An 18,419-nucleotide genomic window follows, 5' to 3' on the forward strand; every position below is an offset into this window, starting at 1 on the left:
AGTAGGACGCCGCCGGGCACCAAAAAGGACAGCTATTATGGCTGTCCTTTTTTTTATGTGTAGAATTCTCTACTCAAGTTCTCCAACTAATCCTCGCAAATGCTCTGGAGAGTGAGTTGGTCGATATATTGGAAAATCCGATGATATATTAACTAATGTAGTCGATAAAATTAGGACCACCTGATAAACCAAAAACTGAACAATTAAAATCCACCCATAATTCCCTTTTTACATGAAAAATCATATTAACCAGCAAGAATTTAACCTCTAAAAGTTGTCCTCAAGACTCATTTCATTCTGAAACACAAGAACCGTCCCTCTGTTTTTGTCTAATTCATGAACATGCTTGCGATTTAATAAATTTGATTGAAAAGTTCCCGATATTAAGTGAGTATAGCGATAGTGTTGCGCGAGATATGACATCAAGGGGGAAACATGTTGAGGAGGAATAGGGTTAGCGTGAAGTTGAAATTGGGGACAAAAATCAATTTGATTGTTTTAACTACGGTTCTTTTACTTTCTGTCATAATTGGTGTAGTTGTGACAACGGAAGTTACACAAGGTATCAAGGCATTTGCGGTTGAAAAGGCGAAAGGTGATTTAGCTTTAAGTGAACGCTATATCAACAATAAGTTTCCAGGAGCGTGGGAAATCAAGGATGGTCAATTATTTAAAGGAAAGCAACGTTTTAATGACTATTTTGAAATCGTGGATACAATTGGTGCTGACACGGGAGACACGGTAACAATTTTTCAGGGAGATACCCGGATATCGACGAATGTAATGTTAGAAGGAAAGCGTGCTGTGGGGACTAAGGTTTCAAATGAGGTTGCAGATGTCGTCCTTAAAGACGGAAAACCATATTATGGGGAAGCCGTAGTAGCGGGGAATTCCTATCAAACAGCCTATACTCCAATCAGGGACCAGAGCGGGAAGCCAATCGGCATTTTATATGTTGGAGCATCTGAAAAAACGATTGAAGCGATTCTATCATCCTTTATGACTAAATTTATCATACAGGTGATTGTGGTTGTATTACTAGCCTTTGTGGGGATCTACTGGTTTACGAGAAGTTTAAAACGCAGGTTGGCAGCGCTGGCTGGTGCTTTGGAGAAGGCTGGACATGGCGATTTCACAGCCACCGTAAAAGATCGGAGCGGAGACGAGCTTAGTGATTTATCAAACAGCTATAATCAAATGAAAGAAAATCTAAGCACGATGGTTCAAGACATCTTAGAAACCTCTGAGCAGGTTGCGGCTTCATCAGAAGAGTTAACGGCAGGAGCTGAACAGACTAGCAGGGCAACGGAACAAATCACAGAGGCAATCCAGCAGATTGCTAGTGGATCAGATATCCAAACACATGGGATTCAGGAAAGTGCAAGGGCTCTGGATGAATTGGCTAAAGGTGTAACAAATATAGCAGAAAACTCTTCTGTTATAGCGGAGGCAAGTACGCAAACAAGCCAACATGCGAAAAAGGGGGGAGCTTTTGTCAAGCAAACCGCAAGTCAAATGGATATGATTCAGTCTTCAGTCATGGACACGGGAGCAGTGATTGGAGTTCTGAATGAAAGATCTAAACAAATTGGTCATATCTCGAAGGTAATTACCGAGATTGCGGACCAGACAAACTTACTTGCTCTGAATGCAGCGATAGAAGCGGCGAGAGCTGGTGACCACGGAAAAGGTTTTGCTGTAGTAGCCTCAGAGGTCAGGAAACTGGCGGAACAGTCACAGAATTCTGCTTCTCAGATTTCAGAGTTAATTACTCACATACAAGCGGACATGGAGCGTTCCAATGATTCAATTGAAAAAGTGAAGCAGGATGTCCGGAGTGGCTTGGAAATCGTAGAGGAAACAGAGATAAGTTTTCAGGAAATTGTTCAGTCAATGGGGCAAATGGCTGGAAAAATTGAAGAAATGGCTGCCACTGCCGAACAAATGTCTGCCAGCACGGAGGAGGTCTCTGCGACTGTACAAGACATCACAACAACTGCCAGGGAATCCTCCCAACACAGCCAAAGTGTCGCTGCATCAGCAGAGGAACAGCTTGCTTCCATGGAAGAGGTAACTGCATCTGCCAACAATCTTTCAACAATGGCTGAAGCGTTAAAGGATACTGTCAGCAGATTTAAAATATAGCGTATAAAACACCAGGCATACCTCAGTCGTTGTGCCTGGTGTTTTTTTTATTTTCTTGTTTACTTATAGAAGTAGCAGTAAACGGATTAATTGTTTAAATCAAAAAGTCCTGGTGCGTGTTCATTAGGCATATCAGGCATTTCCGGAACTGGGTATCCTTTTGGCGGTTCGATGACGGCCAACTCTCCGCCATTTCTGCTTGGGGATGTTCCCTGAAAAACTTCGCCGATTCGCGTATCATCCAGACGGAAGTTGAATTGGGCGTTGTGAAAGCCCATATCTACGTATTTCCGGCACTCCGGGTATTTATTTAAGTCATAGTTAGGAATCGGGAAAAGTTTACCCCAGTTGACGCCTAATGTTTCTAGTGCTTTAGCGAAGGCATTTTGATGGGCATTGTCCCTGACAATCAAGAAAGCGATGGTTTCTCTTAATGTTTTGTTACTGCTCATCTCGTAGATTCTTGATTTTTGCAGAACCCCCGTGGATTCCAGGACAACGTTATTTAAAAGGTTTGCAGCAAGGTTACCATGATCATAAACCCATGATCCATTCCATGGGTTGCCGCCAGCATCGACAGGGAGTGATGCCTTTGCTCCCATAATATAATGATGTGGATTCGCGCCGGACTGTATTGTATCATCCAACGGAGCCCCATCTGCAGCCTGATTGCCCGGCATGTTTCCACCCGAATCATTCAGAAGCTGGTTAATAGTAGATTGAACCAGCTCTACATGGGCAAGCTCTTCAAGAAACACGCCTCTGATCAAATCTCGATATTGTTTCGCTTTTCCCCTGAAGTTGGCGCTTTGAAATGAAAACTGCATCATGGTCCTCATTTCGCCAAACTGGCCCCCAAGTGCCTCCTGAAGAACCTTTGCCGCATGAGGGTCAGGTTTATCAGGAACGATCATGTTGATTAAGTCTTCTTTATAGAAATACATCCAATCATCCACCTTTTATAAAATTCTTATATATGTTGCCTGAGAACAAGGTGGTTTATTCCTGCAATTCTGAGCGCTTAAAAGTCGTGGGTCACGGTGGACTGCAGCTTCTCATTCCTTACTTCCAATAAGTACTCCCTGTGTACATGTTCCCTTCCGCCATGTTGCTCATACCAGTTTTTGATGCGGTTGACGTGAGGGCCATCGGAACGTACATTATTTTCGATCTCAAGGTACTCTTCATAGCTGTCATACTCCCAGATCGCGAATATTTCCGTCATGCCCTCGCTGTGGGGAAGCATCCACCTTCCTGTCAGCCTGGCCCCATGTTTCAACTGGTTTGGCAAGTTGATTTCATTAAAAAGTTTATTGAACGTTTCTACAAAATCGTTTTTTACAATGTAAAATTTCCTTCTATAAAACAATAGAGCCACTTCCCTCTTCATATATGGAATACTATTCCATTTTAGCAGTGCAGAAAAAGGTCTTCACCATAAATTTAAGTTTCAAATGTATTTGATAAGGAAACCTTAACATTAATGATGTCTTTTTAATGGGAGTTGCTTTACAAGCAGGTTGATTCATGGGAACATTAAGGCTTATTAGAGGAGATGTCTGGAGGGGTTAATATGCTGGAAAATAGTTTGGTGATGATGGGGATTATTTTAATCATCAATATTGTATATGTGTCGTTTTTTACGATCAGGATGATTTTGACGTTGAAGGGACAGCGGTATCTTGCGGCTGGCCTGAGTACGATCGAAGTCGTGATATATGTTGTCGGGCTCGGCCTTGTGCTTGAGAACCTGAATGAAATCCAGAACTTGATTGCCTATGCTGTCGGCTATGGAATTGGTGTCATCGTAGGGATGAAGATTGAAGAGAAACTGGCGCTTGGATACATTACGATCAATGTCATCACTAAGGAGTATGATGTGGACCTGCCAAAGGCATTGCGTGCGAAGGGCTATGGTGTGACGGACTGGGCTGCTCATGGCCTTGAGGGCGACCGGATGGCCATGCAGATTTTAACGCCGAGGAAATATGAGCTGAAGCTGTACGAGACGATAAAGGAGCTGGATCCAAAGGCGTTCATCATTGCTTATGAACCGAAAGCGATCCATGGCGGCTTCTGGGTAAAATCTGTGCGGAAAGGAAAGCTGTTTTCATGAGCAAAGTGAAAAAGAAAAGAATGTATGAAGTCGGTGAAAATGAATCAATCGATGAGTGCCTTAATAGAATGAAAAAGGATGGATATGCTCCTGTACGGAGAATGGAGAAACCCATCTTCAAGGAAGTGGAAAAGAACGGGGCAGCCGACTATGAACCAGCGGGCAGGCAGATCATTTTTGAGGCGAAGCTGCTGGAAGAGTAGGCTTGCGTTAGTCGTTTAAAGCACCAAAACACGAACGATGAAAAATAAGGAACTTATTAATGTTCGATTATTGATTGACAAAAAGTCGAAATGGCTGGTAATATGTAGATGTCAAACGTGATATTTAGTTTTTCCCTCGTATAATAATGGGGATATGGCCCATGAGTCTCTACCCGGTAACCGTAAATTGCCGGACTATGAGGGAAAGTAGTTTTTAAGTGAAGGGAAAAGAAATCGCGTTCACTTATGGATTTCTTTGCTTATGCACCCGGACAGACTACTTTCTCTTCTATTTAGAGGAAGCAGTCTATCCGGGTTTTTTGTTTTGAAATCCTAATGTATATATTTTTACTTCGAGAAATGTCCAGCTCCAGCGCTTGTTGGGGCAAAGCAAGGCGCTTGCGCATTTCTGATGTAACTCCAAGGGAGGTAAGATAGATGACGGTTGCAGTCATTATGGGGAGCAAATCGGATTGGGAGACGATGAAGCATGCGTGTGACATCCTTGACCGGCTGGAGATTCCTTATGTGAAAAAGGTGGTTTCTGCCCACCGAACACCGGATTTGATGTTTGAGTTTGCAGAGAATGCTAGGAATGAGGGAATCAAAGTCATTATCGCCGGAGCTGGAGGAGCAGCGCATTTGCCTGGGATGGTAGCAGCAAAGACGACGTTACCGGTGATTGGTGTACCAGTTCAATCAAGGGCATTGAACGGGCTGGACTCGCTTTTGTCGATTGTCCAGATGCCTGGCGGAGTGCCGGTTGCAACCGTTGCGATTGGCAAAGCGGGTGCGACGAATGCTGGTCTCTTGGCGGCACAGATGCTGGGTGCTTTTGACCTGAGCATTGCAGGGAAGTTGGAGCAATTGAGGGAAGAAACCAGGATGTCGGTGATGGAAAGCAGTGATGAGCTTGTTTAAATTGATTTTACCAGGACAGACAATCGGGATCATAGGCGGAGGACAGCTTGGCAAGATGATGGCGCAGTGTGCTAAAGCGATGGGCTTCAGGGTGGTCGTGCTCGATCCGACGGAAGACTGCCCGTGCGGCCAGGTCGCGGATGAACAAATTGTCGGCAATTATGATGATCTTGAAAAAATAAAACAGCTTTCGGAAAGCAGCGATGTGATCACCTATGAGTTCGAGAACATTGACGCGGAGGCGCTTGAGTGGCTGAAACAATATGCCTATGTGCCGCAGGGAACGGAATTGCTGCGGGTCACGCAGGACAGGATAGAAGAGAAGCGCAATATCGAAGCTGCCGGAGTGAGGGTGGCGCCTTACACAGTGGTTGCCCGCGCAGAGGATGTAAAGGCAGGCGCAGGGAAGCTTGGATTGCCGGCTGTTTTGAAAACAGCGCGTGGCGGCTATGATGGCAAGGGCCAGCTTGTGCTCAGATCAGTAGAGGATATTAATCTGGCTGAGACACTGGTCAGTCAGGGGCAATGTGTGCTGGAGAAGTGGATTCCGTTTGAAAAGGAGATTTCCGTAATCATCACCCGGGGTACGAATGGCGAGTCAACTGTTTTCCCGGTAGCGGAAAATATCCATAACCAAAACATCCTGCACCAGACAATCGTTCCTGCGAGAATCAGTCCCGTCGCGGAAGCAAAAGCTATTGAGGCAGCGAAACAGATTGCTGCTGCTCTCGGCCTTGTTGGGACACTGGCAGTCGAGATGTTTTTAGCAGAAAATGATGAGCTTTACATAAATGAACTGGCGCCAAGGCCCCATAACTCGGGCCATTTCAGTATTGAAGCCTGCGAGACTTCGCAGTTCGAGCAGCATGTCCGTGCTGTGTGCGGATGGCCGCTCGGCAGTACTGAACTCATGAAGCCGGCTGTTATGGTGAATATCCTTGGTGAGCACCAGCAGCCATTACTGGATCAGATTGGCGAACTTCAGGATTGGAAAATCCATTTGTACGGCAAGAAAGATCCAAAATATAAACGGAAAATGGGGCATGTGACCCTTTTGCGAGAAACAGTGGAAATCGCGCTTGAAGAGGCTGAGAAAAGCGGCATCTGGGAAGGCGCAGCAGAAATGATCGGAGGACAAAAGAGATGATAGATCGTTATACAAGACCGGAAATGGGAGCAATCTGGACGGAGGAAAACCGCTTTAAGGCATGGCTTGAGGTCGAAATCCTGGCATGTGAAGCGTGGGCTGAGCTTGGGGAGATCCCTAAGGAAGACGTGAAAAAGCTCCGTGAGAATGCTTCGTTCGATATCGAACGGATCAAGGAGATTGAAGAAGAGACACGCCATGATGTTGTTGCTTTTACAAGAGCGGTGTCCGAAACACTTGGGGAAGAACGTAAATGGGTCCACTACGGCCTGACTTCGACGGATGTGGTGGATACGGCCCTTTCTTATGTGCTGAAGCAAGCCAATGCGATTTTACTAAAAGATCTTGAAAACTTCGTTGAAATTCTGGCCAATAAGGCGAAAGAACACAAGTACACGGTCATGATGGGACGTACGCACGGTGTACATGCGGAGCCGACAACATTTGGCCTGAAGCTTGCGCTGTGGCTGGAGGAAATGAAGCGCAACCTGGAGCGTTTCAAAATGGCTTCCCGTGATGTGGAATTCGGAAAGATTTCCGGCGCTGTCGGAACTTATGCGAATATCGATCCTTTCGTAGAAGCGTATGTTTGTGAAAAGCTCGGATTGCAGCCTGCACCTATCTCGACTCAAACATTGCAGCGTGACCGCCATGCGTTCTATATGTCAACGCTGGCACTGATTGCGACGTCCATCGAAAAGTTCGCGGTCGAGATTCGTGGATTGCAAAAGAGCGAAACGCGCGAGGTTGAGGAGTTTTTTGCAAAAGGGCAAAAGGGTTCATCGGCGATGCCGCATAAGCGCAACCCGATCGGTTCTGAAAATATGACCGGTATGGCTAGGGTGATTCGCGGCTATATGACGACGGCCTTCGAGAACGTGCCGCTATGGCATGAGCGCGATATTTCCCACTCTTCTGCAGAGAGAATCATTTTACCGGATGCGACCATCGCATTGAATTATATGCTGAACCGTTTCGGCAACATCGTCAAGAACTTGACGGTCTTCCCTGAAAACATGAAGCGCAATATGGACCGGACGCTTGGGCTGATCTACTCTCAGCGCGTACTGCTTGCCTTAATCGACAAAGGCATGTCCCGCGAGGAAGCATATGATACCGTCCAGCCGCGGGCCATGGAGGCATGGGAAAAGCAAGTGCAATTCCGCAGCTTGATTGAAAGCGATGAGAAAATCGCTGGGCTGCTGAGTGAAGCAGAAATCAATGATTGCTTTGATTACAACTACCATATCAAGCATGTCGATATGATTTTTGAACGATTAGGGCTTTAATCAATAACCTTGGAAAATAGGCAAAAAATATAAAAATGGGCAAGAGTTCTTGCCCTTCTTTTATCCATTAGAGACTGAAGATTGCTAATTTTATCTCAATCGGGGGCGTTGAAATGGAAGAGCAGGCACTGTTGTACGAAGGAAAAGCGAAACGGATTTATGCAACGGATGACGAGAAGGTTGTAAGGGTGGAATACAAGGATTCGGCGACAGCATACAACGGCGAGAAAAAGGCGGAGATCGTCGGCAAGGGCAGATTGAATAACGAGATTACGAGTTTACTATTCTTGAAGCTGAAAGAATCGGGCATCCAATCGCATTTTATCGAAAAAATTTCCGGAAATGAGCAGCTGGTGAAGCGGGTTGACATCATTCCGCTTGAGGTGGTTGTAAGGAACTTCGCTGCCGGCAGTTTTTCGAAGCGGCTTGGGGTGGAGGAAGGCAAAAAGCTTTCCAGGTCGATCGTCGAATTTTACCTGAAGGATGATTCGCTTGGCGATCCGCTGATTACCGATGACCATGTCGATGTGTTGAAACTTGCAACAGCTGATGAGGTGGCAGAACTGAAGGAAGCGGCTTTGAAAATCAATGAAGTGCTTGGCGGGTTTTTCGAGGAGATTGGCGTTAGGCTGATCGACTTCAAGCTTGAGTTCGGCAAGGATGCGGATGGCAAAATCCTGCTGGCGGATGAGATTTCGCCTGACACTTGCAGGCTCTGGGATATGGAGACGCAGCAGAAGCTTGATAAGGATGTATTCCGCCGTGATTTAGGGAATCTGACAGATGCTTACGAAACCATTTTAACGAGATTGGGAGGACAATTGCATGTATAAAGTAAAGGTGTATGTGACGTTAAGGGAAAGTGTTTTGGATCCGCAGGGGACAGCAGTGAAAAACTCTCTTGCAACACACGGTTATGAAGGCATCCAGGATGTCCGTATCGGAAAATATATGGAGCTGACTTTGGATGAAACTGTGAAGGATGTAGACGCTGCCGTAAAGGAAATGTGTGAGCGCCTGCTGGCGAATCCGGTCATCGAGGATTACAGGTATGAAGTCGAGGAGGTTGTTGCACAGTGAAATTTGCGGTGATTGTATTTCCAGGTTCAAACTGTGACCTTGACATGTACCACGCGGTAAAAGATGAGCTTGGTGAAGAGGCGGAATATGTCTGGCATGATGCTGAAAGTCTGGAAGACTATGATGCTGTACTGCTGCCTGGCGGATTTTCATATGGAGATTACCTGCGCTCTGGCGCAATTGCGCAGTTCAGCAATGTCATGAAGGAAGTCGTCAAGGCGGCTGAAGCTGGCAAGCCGGTGCTGGGCGTCTGCAATGGATTCCAGATCCTGCTTGAGGCTGGTCTCCTCCCAGGGGCAATGCGCCGCAATGACAGCCTGAAGTTCATCTGCAAACAGGTCGAGCTGAAGGTGGAAAACAACGAAACGATGTTCACGGCTGGCTATGAAAAAGGCGAGGTGATCACGATTCCGGTTGCGCACGGGGAAGGCAACTATTATTGTGACGAAGCGACACTGGCCGCTCTTAAGGCAAATAATCAGATTGTGTTCACATACGAAGGCGAGAATCCGAACGGAAGCCTTGAAGATATTGCGGGAATCATCAACGAACGCGGGAACGTGCTCGGCATGATGCCGCATCCTGAGCGTGCGGTCGATGAGCTGCTTGGCGGCGCAGACGGCTTGAAGCTTTTCAAATCAATCGTCAAACAATGGAGGGAAGCAAATGCGGTTAATGCTTGAACCAAGTCCAGAGCAAATTAAAGAGGAAAAGATTTATCGGGAAATGGGACTGTCAGACAGCGAGTTTGCTTCTGCCGAAAAAATTCTTGGCTGTGTTCCGAACTACACGGAAACGGGATTGTTTTCCGTCATGTGGTCAGAGCACTGCAGCTACAAGAACTCCAAGCCTGTACTGAAAAAGTTTCCTGTCACCGGGGAGCGGGTACTACAGGGTCCTGGCGAAGGAGCGGGAATTGTCGATATCGGTGATGGCCAGGCGGTTGTTTTCAAGATCGAGAGCCATAATCACCCTTCAGCGATCGAGCCTTACCAGGGCGCGGCTACGGGTGTCGGCGGCATCATCCGCGACGTTTTTTCGATGGGAGCAAGGCCAATTGCGCTTTTGAATTCCCTCCGTTTCGGCGAGCTTGAGTCCCCTCGCGTGAAGTATTTGTTTGAACAGGTTGTTGCCGGAATCGCGGGCTACGGGAACTGCATCGGCATTCCGACAGTTGGCGGCGAGGTTCAGTTCGATGCTGCCTATGAGGGCAACCCGCTTGTCAATGCGATGTGTGTTGGACTGATCAACCACGAGGACATCAAGAAGGGCCAGGCGCATGGCGTGGGCAATACGGTCATGTACGTTGGCGCGAAGACGGGCCGCGATGGCATCCACGGTGCGACCTTTGCATCCGAGGAATTGAACGAGGCATCTGAGGAGAAGCGTCCAGCCGTTCAGGTCGGCGATCCGTTCATGGAAAAATTGCTTTTGGAGGCGTGTTTGGAGCTTGTGAAAAATGACGCGCTTGTCGGCATTCAGGACATGGGCGCAGCCGGTTTGACAAGTTCATCCGCTGAAATGGCGAGCAAGGCTGGATCCGGTATCGAAATGAACCTTGATCTTGTGCCGCAGCGTGAAACAGGCATGACAGCGTATGAAATGATGCTTTCCGAGTCACAGGAACGCATGCTGATTGTCGTCGAAAAAGGTCGTGAACAGGAAATCATCGATCTTTTCTCAAAATATGAACTTGAAGCCGTTGCAATCGGCAAAGTAACAGATGACAAGATGCTTCGTCTTTTACATAAAGGGGAAGTGGTTGCGGAGGTTCCGGCAGATGCGCTCGCTGAGGAAGCACCTGTCTACTACAAACCTTCTAGCGAACCAGCGTATTACCGTGAATTCCAGGCAATGGACAATGATATTCCTAATATTGAAAACTATGAAGCTGCTTTATTGGATTTGCTGCAGCAGCCAACGATTGCGAGCAAAGAGTGGGTGTTTGACCAGTATGACCATATGGTGCGTACGAGCACGGTTGTTTCACCTGGATCGGACGCTGCGGTTGTGCGGATTCGCGGCACGGAAAAAGGCCTGGCGATGACGACGGACTGCAACTCCCGCTATATCTACCTTGACCCAGTAACGGGCGGCAAGATTGCTGTTGCCGAGGCGGCGCGCAACATCGTCTGCTCTGGCGGAGAGCCTTTGGCAATCACTGACTGCCTGAACTTCGGGAATCCGGAAAAGCCCGAGATTTTCTGGCAGTTTGAAAAAGCGGTCGATGGCATGAGTGAAGCGTGCCGGACGCTGAGCACGCCAGTCATTGGCGGAAACGTCAGCCTCTACAACGAAACGAATGGTACCGCAGTATATCCGACGCCGGTTGTCGGCATGGTCGGACTGGTTGAGAACTTGAAGCACGTCACGACGCAGCATTTCAAGAATGCGGGCGATCTTATATATCTGCTTGGTGAAACGAAGGATGAGTTCGGCGGAAGCGAGCTGCAGAAGCTTGTGCATGGACGTTTTTTTGGCAAAGCACCAGAGTTGGATCTTGAAGTGGAAGCCAGCTATCAGGCACAGGTTTTATCAGTGATCAAGAATGGTTTAGTATCGTCTGCCCATGATGTAGCCGAGGGCGGTGTGGCAGTTGCGCTGGCGGAGTCGGTCATCGGCAGCAAGGGGCTTGGGACTGATGTAACGCTCTCAGGCAATGTTGTCTCAGCGTTGTTCAGCGAATCGCAATCCCGCTTTATTTTATCGGTAAAACCAGAGCACCAGATTGAGTTTGAGAGTTTAACAGATGCAGTGCTGATCGGCAAGGTTGTTGAAGCACCTGTGTTGAAAATAGATGTGAACGGCACGAATGTGATCAACCACGATGTGGAAGGGCTGAAGAAGGCCTGGAAAGGAGCCATCCCATGCTTGCTGAACTAAAAGGCTTGAATGAGGAATGCGGCGTATTTGGAATTTGGGGACACCCGGAGGCAGCGCAAATCACCTATTACGGGCTGCACAGTCTGCAGCACCGCGGCCAGGAAGGCACGGGCATTGTCGTAAGCGATGGGCTGCAGCTTAAAGCAAGAAAAGGCGAAGGCCTCGTGACAGAGATTTTTACGGCGGATGCAATGGAAGACTTGCAGGGGATGGGTGCAATCGGCCATGTCCGCTATGCGACAGCGGGAGGCGGCGGCTACGAGAACGTCCAGCCGCTCCTGTTCCAATCGCAGAGCGGCGGCCTTGCCCTTGCACACAATGGGAATCTCGTGAATGCAGATGCACTAAGGAACCAGCTTGAAGCACAGGGCAGCATTTTCCAGACCAGTTCGGACACTGAAGTGCTTGCGCATTTGATCAAGCGCGGAGGCTTCAGCCAGCTGAAGGATCGCGTGAAAAATGCCCTGCCGATGCTGAAAGGTGCCTACGCGTTTTTGATCATGACGGAAACAGAAATGATGGTCGCGCTCGACCCTCATGGATTGCGTCCATTGTCATTGGGACGCCTTGGCGAAGCGTATGTGGTCGCGTCTGAGACGTGTGCGTTTGATATCGTCGGCGCGGAGTTCGTCAGGGACATCCTTCCTGGGGAATTGCTTGTTATTGATGCAGATGGCCTGCACTCTGAGATGTATTCAATGACTTCCACTACTGCGATTTGTACGATGGAATATATTTATTTTTCAAGACCTGACAGCAACATCCACGGCATCAACGTTCATACAGCCCGTAAAAACCTCGGGAAGCAGCTGGCGAAGGAAGTGCCGATCGAGGCGGATGTCGTCACTGGTGTACCGGATTCAAGTATTTCGGCGGCGATTGGATTTGCCGAAGAGTCAGGCATCCCGTATGAAATGGGCCTGATCAAGAACCGTTATGTCGGCCGTACATTCATCCAGCCATCGCAGTCCTTGAGGGAACAGGGGGTTAAAATGAAGCTGTCGCCTGTCCGCGGTGTTGTTGAAGGCAAGCGCGTAATCATGGTCGACGATTCAATCGTGCGCGGGACGACAAGCCGCCGGATCGTGAATATGCTTAAGGAAGCGGGTGCGACCGAGGTCCACGTCGTCATTAGCTCACCGCCGATCCAGAATCCATGCTTCTATGGTATCGATACCTCTACTCGCGAAGAACTGATTGCATCGGAACACTCTGTTGAACAAATCCGTGAATTGATTGGTGCTGATACACTGACGTTTTTGAGCGTGGAGGGCATGCTCGAGGCAATCGGCCGTCAAGATGGCGGCGAAACGCGAGGCCAATGTCTCGCGTGCTTTACCGGTAAGTACCCGACGGAAATCTACCCGCAGGCCGTGCCGGCCGGGCAGAAATGCTAATCAAGTTGGGTTTCCAGTAATAGGGAGAAGACGCAATTCCGCTGAATGATTACGCAATTAAGTTGTCTGATTACGCAATTAAGTTGGTTTTCTGTGCAATTCCATCGTTTGATTACGCAATTCAATTAAGTTATTACGCAATTAATTATAGATAGACCCAAACTTCGAAAAAATTATGTTAACTGAACATGCATTATATACGGATTGAACTATTTCAGACAGATTCACAGGTTTTAAAACAAGAAAACAGCCAAATCGGAGGTAGTGAACATGGCAAATGCGTATAAGCAGGCTGGTGTGGATATTGAGGCCGGGTACGAGGCGGTCGAACGGATCAAAAAGCATGTGAATCGGACGGTCCGGCCTGGGGTGATGGGGGCGCTGGGCGGATTCGGCGGAATGTTCGACCTTTCCAGTCTTGGCATGAAAGAACCTGTGCTCGTTTCAGGCACGGATGGTGTCGGTACGAAGCTGATGCTGGCTTTCATGATGGACCGTCATGATACAATCGGAATTGACGCTGTCGCGATGTGCGTCAATGACATCGTTGTCCAGGGAGCGGAACCTTTGTATTTCCTCGACTATATCGCCTGCGGAAAGGCCGAGCCGGGAAAAATCGAAGCGATTGTCAAAGGAATCGCCGATGGCTGCGAACAGGCTGGCTGTGCGCTCGTCGGCGGTGAAACGGCGGAAATGCCAGGAATGTACTCGCCTGAAGAATACGATTTGGCTGGTTTTGCGGTTGGTGCCTGTGAAAAGTCAGACATCATTACAGGACGGCAAATCAAAGAAGGCGATGTGCTCATCGGGCTTGCTTCAAGCGGCATCCACAGCAATGGCTACTCGCTTGTGCGCAAGGTGTTTTTCGAACAGGCCGGCTGGGAGCTTGACAGACATGTCGAGGAGTTCGGCTGCAAGCTTGGCGAAGAGCTGCTAAAGCCGACCCGCATTTATGTAAAATCAGTGCTAGCCGCACTGAAGCAATTCAACATCAAAGGCCTCGCCCACATCACGGGCGGCGGTTTTATCGAAAATATCCCGAGGATGCTTCCACAAGGACTTGGCGCCGAGATCGAGGAAGGCCGCTGGGAGATCCCGCAAGTGTTCAAAACATTAGAATCCCTCGGCCAGCTTGGACGCCAGGACATGTACAATATTTTTAACATGGGCATTGGCATGGTTGCAGCCGTTGACGCGGAAAATGCTGATCAAGTTGTAAATTTTTTCAACGAAAACGGTGAGCAGGCTGCTGTCATTGGCAGAGTGACCAACACAGAAGGAATCAAGGTCGAGACGGCTGGTGAGCAAGAATGAAGAAAATAGCCGTTTTTGCATCAGGCAGCGGCAGCAATTTTCAGGCGATTGCCGTTGCGGCACAGGCGGGCACGCTGAATGTTGACATCAGCCTGCTCGTTTGTGACAAGCCGGGCGCTTTTGCGGTAGACCGCGCCGAAATGCTCGGGATTGCGGCACTGGTCATCAGTCCGAAGAGCTATCCGTCCAAGGCTGCATATGAGGCGGAAATTTTACAAAAGCTAGCAGAGCTTGAGGTCGACATGGTTGTCCTGGCCGGCTATATGCGCCTGATCGGGCCGACATTGCTTCAAGCCTATGAAGGAAAAATCGTGAACATCCATCCGTCGCTATTGCCCGCTTTCCCTGGGAAGGATGCGATTGGCCAGGCGCTGGAGGCGGAAGTCGGGAAAACCGGGGTGACCATTCACTACGTCGATGAGGGAATGGATACCGGGCCGATCATCGCAAGTGAGGCAGTGGAAATCGCGCCAGGCGAAACGAGAGAATCACTTCAGAAGAAAATACAGCGGATTGAACACAGCTTGTATCCAGAAGTTTTGGAAGAGCTGTTGAACGGAGAAGAGGAGGCAGTACAATGGGAAAAAAGCGTGCACTGATCAGTGTTTCGAATAAGGAAGGAATTGTCGAGTTAGCGAAGGAGCTTGTCGGGCTTGGATTTGAGATCGTCTCGACTGGCGGAACAAAGCAGGCGCTCAAGGATGGCGGCGTCCCTGTCATTGGAATCAGCGATGTGACCGGATTTTCGGAAATCCTTGAAGGGCGTGTAAAGACACTTCACCCTAAAATCCACGGCGGACTGCTTGCGAAATACGATGATCCTTCACATCAGGCGCAGCTGTCTGAAAACGAAATCGAAAAAATCGAGCTTGTCTGCGTGAATTTGTATCCTTTTAAAGAAACGATTTCAAAGCCAGGTGTGACGCCTGAGGATGCGATTGAAAACATCGATATCGGCGGCCCGGCGATGCTGCGTGCATCAGCGAAGAACCATCAATACATAACCGTGCTCGTCGACCCTGCCGATTATCCGCAGGTGATTGAAGAGTACAAAAATCAGAACGGTACCACTGTGGAAACCCGCCGCCGCCTTGCTGCGAAGGTATTCCGCCATACAGCGGCGTACGATGCGCTGATTGCAGAATACATGACGAATCTTGCTGGTGAGGAACAGCCGGAAAAAATGACAGTGACATACGAGCTGAAGCAGAACCTGCGATACGGCGAAAATCCGCATCAGAAGGCCGCGTTCTACCAGAAGCCGCTTGGATCGGCATTTTCGGTAGCCGTTGCGGAACAGCTTCATGGAAAAGAGCTTTCCTATAACAATATTAACGATGCCAACGCGTCATTGCAGATTGTCAAAGAATTCACCGAACCGGCAGCGGTTGCGGTCAAGCATATGAACCCTTGCGGAGTCGGCACAGGCAAGGACGTATTCGATGCGTTCGGTAAGGCGTTTGAAGCTGACCCGGTTTCGATTTTCGGCGGAATCATCGCCCTGAATCGTGAAGTCGACGGCGAAACGGCGCGCAAGCTTTATGAGATTTTCCTTGAAATCATTATTGCGCCTTCTTTTAGCGAGGAAGCAATGGAAATCTTAACCGCGAAGAAAAACCTGCGTTTGTTAAAGGTACCATTTAATGGTGCTGCTTCACAGGAGATTACTTTGTCTTCAATTGAAGGCGGATTGCTGATTCAGGAGCAGGATGCGTTTGGGTTTGAGGACGCAGAAATCTCGGTGCCGACGAAACGCGAACCGACAGAAGCCGAGTGGGAAGCATTAAAGCTTGGCTGGAAGGTCGTCAAGCATGTAAAATCGAACGCGATTGTCGTCGCAGACAAGGATATGACGCTGGGAATCGGTGCTGGGCAGATGAACCGGGTGGGCGCTGCTAAAATTGCGCTCGAGCAGGCAGGCAGAAAAGCGGATGGTGCGGCTCTTGCATCTGACGCCTTCTTCCCGATGGATGACACCGTTGAAGCTGCGGCAAAAGCGGGAATTACCGCGATCATCCAGCCAGGCGGGTCTGTGAGAGATGCTGATTCCATTAAAAAAGCAGACGAATATGGCATTGCAATGGTGTTTACCGGCGTTAGACATTTTAAGCATTAATCCTATCTTAAAATACAATTCGGAGGTGCGGGAATGAAGGTTCTTGTGGTTGGCAGAGGAGGCAGGGAGCATGCAATTTGCTCGAAGGTCAGTGAAAGTTCGCTCGTGACCGAGGTTTTGGCCGCGCCGGGCAATCCGGGAATGGCGGACTGCGCCAGGCTTGTAAACATAAACGAAACCGAAATGGATCGTCTTGTTGCTTTTGCAAAGGAGGAGCAAGTCGGCCTGACGATTATCGGGCCTGAGGTTCCTTTGCTTGAAGGTCTGGCTGACCGATTCATAGAGGAAGGGCTCAAGGTGTTCGGTCCAAGGAAAGCTGCTGCGATCATCGAGGGCAGCAAGTCGTTCGCGAAGGACCTGATGAAAAAGTATGGCATCCCTACAGCAGCATACGAAACGTTCACGGACTATGCAGAGGCAAGGGATTATCTTTCAAAAGTCGGCGCGCCGATTGTCATCAAGGCGGATGGCCTGGCTGCAGGAAAGGGCGTTGTCGTGGCAATGACTGTGCAGGAAGCGGAACAAGCTTTGCAGGAAATGATGCTCGAGAGTAAGTTTGGTGAAGCGTCCGCCAGCGTGGTCATGGAGCAATTTTTAACAGGGGAAGAGTTTTCGCTGATGGCGTTTGTGAATGGCGGCACCGTGATCCCGCTTGAAATCGCCCAGGACCATAAGCGTGCCTTCGATGGCGACAAGGGACCGAACACAGGCGGCATGGGTGCCTATTCTCCGGTACCGCACATCCGCCAGGAATCGATTGAAGAAGGTGTCGAAAAAATCCTCCATCCAGCGGCAATCGCGATGGAGATGGAAGGCCGCAGCTTTACCGGAATCCTGTATGCAGGGCTGATCGAGACTGTCGATGGCCCCAAGGTGATTGAGTTCAACGCACGCTTCGGCGATCCGGAAACACAGGTGATCCTGCCAAGGATGAAATCAGATCTGGTTAAAGTCATGCTTGAGGTGCTTGAAGGCAATAAGCCGGAGATTGAATGGCATGAGGAAGCCATGATTGGCGTAGTCATCGCGGCCAATGGCTATCCGGAAGAGTATGAAAAAGGCGCGGTTCTGAAGGGCATCGAAAACATGTCACAGGTATATCATGCCGGCACGGCGCAGAACGACGGCGGGGAGTTTGTGACAAATGGCGGCAGGGTGCTGCTTGTCGGAGCAAAAGCGGAGTCATTAAAAGAAGCACAGCAAAAAGTATATGCTGAGCTTGAAAAACTGGACTGTCCGGAAACCTTCTACCGAAAGGACATCGGCAGCAAAGCTATCGGGCACGTCTCCTGCTAGATCCCTTCGCGTATACGAGCACAAGGGCAATGATGCTTCCGATCAAAGCGATCCAGACGAAGCTGAGATCCGTGATATATTCCCAGAACATAGAATCATCTCCTTTTTGGCAAGCCCCCAGTGATGGGGGCTTTGCTTTTTTCTGATAAAAATCATGTTGGGTTATAAGGAATCCAGCCTTCAGAATCCCCATTCTCAGCGTTCCGCTCCTCCATCATGTCCTGGCCCTTTTCATAGGCCGCAGTCAGCGGGCAGTAGCGGACAATTCCTTCGCCAACCTTCATCGCACCCAAGAAGGCCATGAAGATGTAGGAATCCCTCCACGGCCGCTTCACCATTTTCGCCGTGGACCAGGCGAGGATCGTCAATCCAAATGTTATCCTCACAAGCGCATTTAGTATACCGATATTTGGACGCACATTCATTCACGATCGCTCCTTTATCTTTTTTACAGTTATTTTGAAATTCTTTAATGCGTTAAACAGTGAAATATGTTACGATAGTACAATAAT

Annotated in this window: 19 protein-coding genes and 1 riboswitch; of the genes, 15 read left to right on the forward strand and 4 right to left on the reverse strand. The window is 48.8% G+C overall.

Going from position 1 to position 18,419, the window contains the following annotated elements:
- Window positions 1-459: 459 nt before the first annotated feature.
- On the forward strand, window positions 460-2,145 hold the full coding sequence (locus tag EJA10_RS20975; protein ID WP_342773942.1) for a methyl-accepting chemotaxis protein: 1,686 nt from the start codon (window positions 460-462) through the stop codon (window positions 2,143-2,145).
- Between the two features lie 86 nt (window positions 2,146-2,231).
- Here the strand turns inward: EJA10_RS20975 and EJA10_RS20980 are convergent, their stop codons facing one another.
- Together EJA10_RS20980 and EJA10_RS20985 are read right to left on the reverse strand one after the other, a co-directional pair.
- Window positions 2,232-3,089, reverse strand: coding sequence for a manganese catalase family protein (locus EJA10_RS20980; protein WP_125481997.1), 858 nt, complete (start codon window positions 3,087-3,089; stop codon window positions 2,232-2,234).
- 77 nt (window positions 3,090-3,166) lie between these two features.
- On the reverse strand, window positions 3,167-3,514 hold the full coding sequence (locus EJA10_RS20985; RefSeq protein ID WP_125481998.1) for an NIPSNAP family protein: 348 nt from the start codon (window positions 3,512-3,514) through the stop codon (window positions 3,167-3,169).
- Between the two features lie 204 nt (window positions 3,515-3,718).
- Between EJA10_RS20985 and EJA10_RS20990 the strand changes: the two genes are divergently transcribed.
- The 14 genes from EJA10_RS20990 (at window position 3,719) to purD (ending at window position 17,907) form a co-directional block, all read left to right on the forward strand.
- Window positions 3,719-4,261, forward strand: coding sequence for a DUF2179 domain-containing protein (locus EJA10_RS20990; protein WP_125481999.1), 543 nt, complete (start codon window positions 3,719-3,721; stop codon window positions 4,259-4,261).
- Window positions 4,258-4,464: an NETI motif-containing protein gene (locus EJA10_RS20995; RefSeq protein WP_125482000.1), complete on the forward strand. Its 207-nt coding sequence runs from the start codon at window positions 4,258-4,260 to the stop codon at window positions 4,462-4,464. The genes EJA10_RS20990 and EJA10_RS20995 overlap by 4 nt, the downstream gene beginning before the upstream one ends.
- Before the next feature lie 116 nt (window positions 4,465-4,580).
- A riboswitch (purine riboswitch) is annotated at window positions 4,581-4,682 on the forward strand.
- A gap of 220 nt (window positions 4,683-4,902) precedes the next feature.
- Window positions 4,903-5,385, forward strand: coding sequence for a 5-(carboxyamino)imidazole ribonucleotide mutase (purE, locus tag EJA10_RS21000; protein WP_125482001.1), 483 nt, complete (start codon window positions 4,903-4,905; stop codon window positions 5,383-5,385).
- A complete protein-coding gene (purK, locus tag EJA10_RS21005; protein ID WP_125482002.1) occupies window positions 5,372-6,532 on the forward strand; it encodes a 5-(carboxyamino)imidazole ribonucleotide synthase in 1,161 nt (386 codons plus the stop codon). The genes purE and purK overlap by 14 nt, the downstream gene beginning before the upstream one ends.
- Window positions 6,529-7,821, forward strand: a complete 1,293-nt coding sequence (gene purB, locus EJA10_RS21010; protein ID WP_125482003.1) for an adenylosuccinate lyase — start codon at window positions 6,529-6,531, stop codon at window positions 7,819-7,821. The genes purK and purB overlap by 4 nt, the downstream gene beginning before the upstream one ends.
- A 113-nt stretch (window positions 7,822-7,934) precedes the next feature.
- Complete coding sequence (gene purC / locus EJA10_RS21015) at window positions 7,935-8,654, forward strand: phosphoribosylaminoimidazolesuccinocarboxamide synthase (RefSeq protein ID WP_125482004.1); 720 nt, start codon at window positions 7,935-7,937, stop codon at window positions 8,652-8,654.
- Window positions 8,647-8,901 (forward strand): phosphoribosylformylglycinamidine synthase subunit PurS, encoded by a 255-nt coding sequence (gene purS / locus EJA10_RS21020; RefSeq protein ID WP_125482005.1) that lies wholly within the window; start codon window positions 8,647-8,649, stop codon window positions 8,899-8,901. The genes purC and purS overlap by 8 nt, the downstream gene beginning before the upstream one ends.
- Window positions 8,898-9,584, forward strand: a complete 687-nt coding sequence (purQ, locus tag EJA10_RS21025; RefSeq protein ID WP_125482006.1) for a phosphoribosylformylglycinamidine synthase subunit PurQ — start codon at window positions 8,898-8,900, stop codon at window positions 9,582-9,584. Before purS ends, purQ begins: the two co-directional genes overlap by 4 nt.
- On the forward strand, window positions 9,568-11,784 hold the full coding sequence (gene purL / locus EJA10_RS21030) for a phosphoribosylformylglycinamidine synthase subunit PurL (RefSeq protein ID WP_125482007.1): 2,217 nt from the start codon (window positions 9,568-9,570) through the stop codon (window positions 11,782-11,784). Before purQ ends, purL begins: the two co-directional genes overlap by 17 nt.
- Entirely contained in the window at window positions 11,769-13,181 is a 1,413-nt protein-coding gene (purF, locus tag EJA10_RS21035; protein WP_125482008.1) for an amidophosphoribosyltransferase, read from the forward strand. The genes purL and purF overlap by 16 nt, the downstream gene beginning before the upstream one ends.
- Before the next feature lie 270 nt (window positions 13,182-13,451).
- Window positions 13,452-14,495 carry a phosphoribosylformylglycinamidine cyclo-ligase gene (gene purM / locus EJA10_RS21040; protein WP_125482009.1) on the forward strand — a complete coding sequence of 348 codons (1,044 nt, stop codon included), beginning with the start codon at window positions 13,452-13,454 and terminating at the stop codon, window positions 14,493-14,495.
- Window positions 14,492-15,094 (forward strand): phosphoribosylglycinamide formyltransferase, encoded by a 603-nt coding sequence (purN, locus tag EJA10_RS21045; protein ID WP_125482010.1) that lies wholly within the window; start codon window positions 14,492-14,494, stop codon window positions 15,092-15,094. Before purM ends, purN begins: the two co-directional genes overlap by 4 nt.
- Window positions 15,073-16,611, forward strand: a complete 1,539-nt coding sequence (purH, locus tag EJA10_RS21050) for a bifunctional phosphoribosylaminoimidazolecarboxamide formyltransferase/IMP cyclohydrolase (protein WP_125482011.1) — start codon at window positions 15,073-15,075, stop codon at window positions 16,609-16,611. The genes purN and purH overlap by 22 nt, the downstream gene beginning before the upstream one ends.
- 33 nt (window positions 16,612-16,644) lie before the next feature.
- Complete coding sequence (gene purD / locus EJA10_RS21055) at window positions 16,645-17,907, forward strand: phosphoribosylamine--glycine ligase (protein WP_125482012.1); 1,263 nt, start codon at window positions 16,645-16,647, stop codon at window positions 17,905-17,907.
- On the opposite strand, the gene EJA10_RS24035 is transcribed toward purD, so the two are convergent.
- Window positions 17,885-17,998 (reverse strand): EYxxD motif small membrane protein, encoded by a 114-nt coding sequence (locus EJA10_RS24035; protein WP_342773943.1) that lies wholly within the window; start codon window positions 17,996-17,998, stop codon window positions 17,885-17,887. The two genes, purD and EJA10_RS24035, sit on opposite strands and share 23 nt — an antisense overlap.
- A 61-nt stretch (window positions 17,999-18,059) precedes the next feature.
- Window positions 18,060-18,332 carry a YgaP family membrane protein gene (locus EJA10_RS21060; protein ID WP_125482013.1) on the reverse strand — a complete coding sequence of 91 codons (273 nt, stop codon included), beginning with the start codon at window positions 18,330-18,332 and terminating at the stop codon, window positions 18,060-18,062.
- Between the last annotated feature and the right edge of the window lie 87 nt (window positions 18,333-18,419).

This window comes from Mesobacillus subterraneus, from assembly GCF_003937825.1.
GTDB lineage: Bacteria > Bacillota > Bacilli > Bacillales > Cytobacillaceae > Mesobacillus > Mesobacillus subterraneus.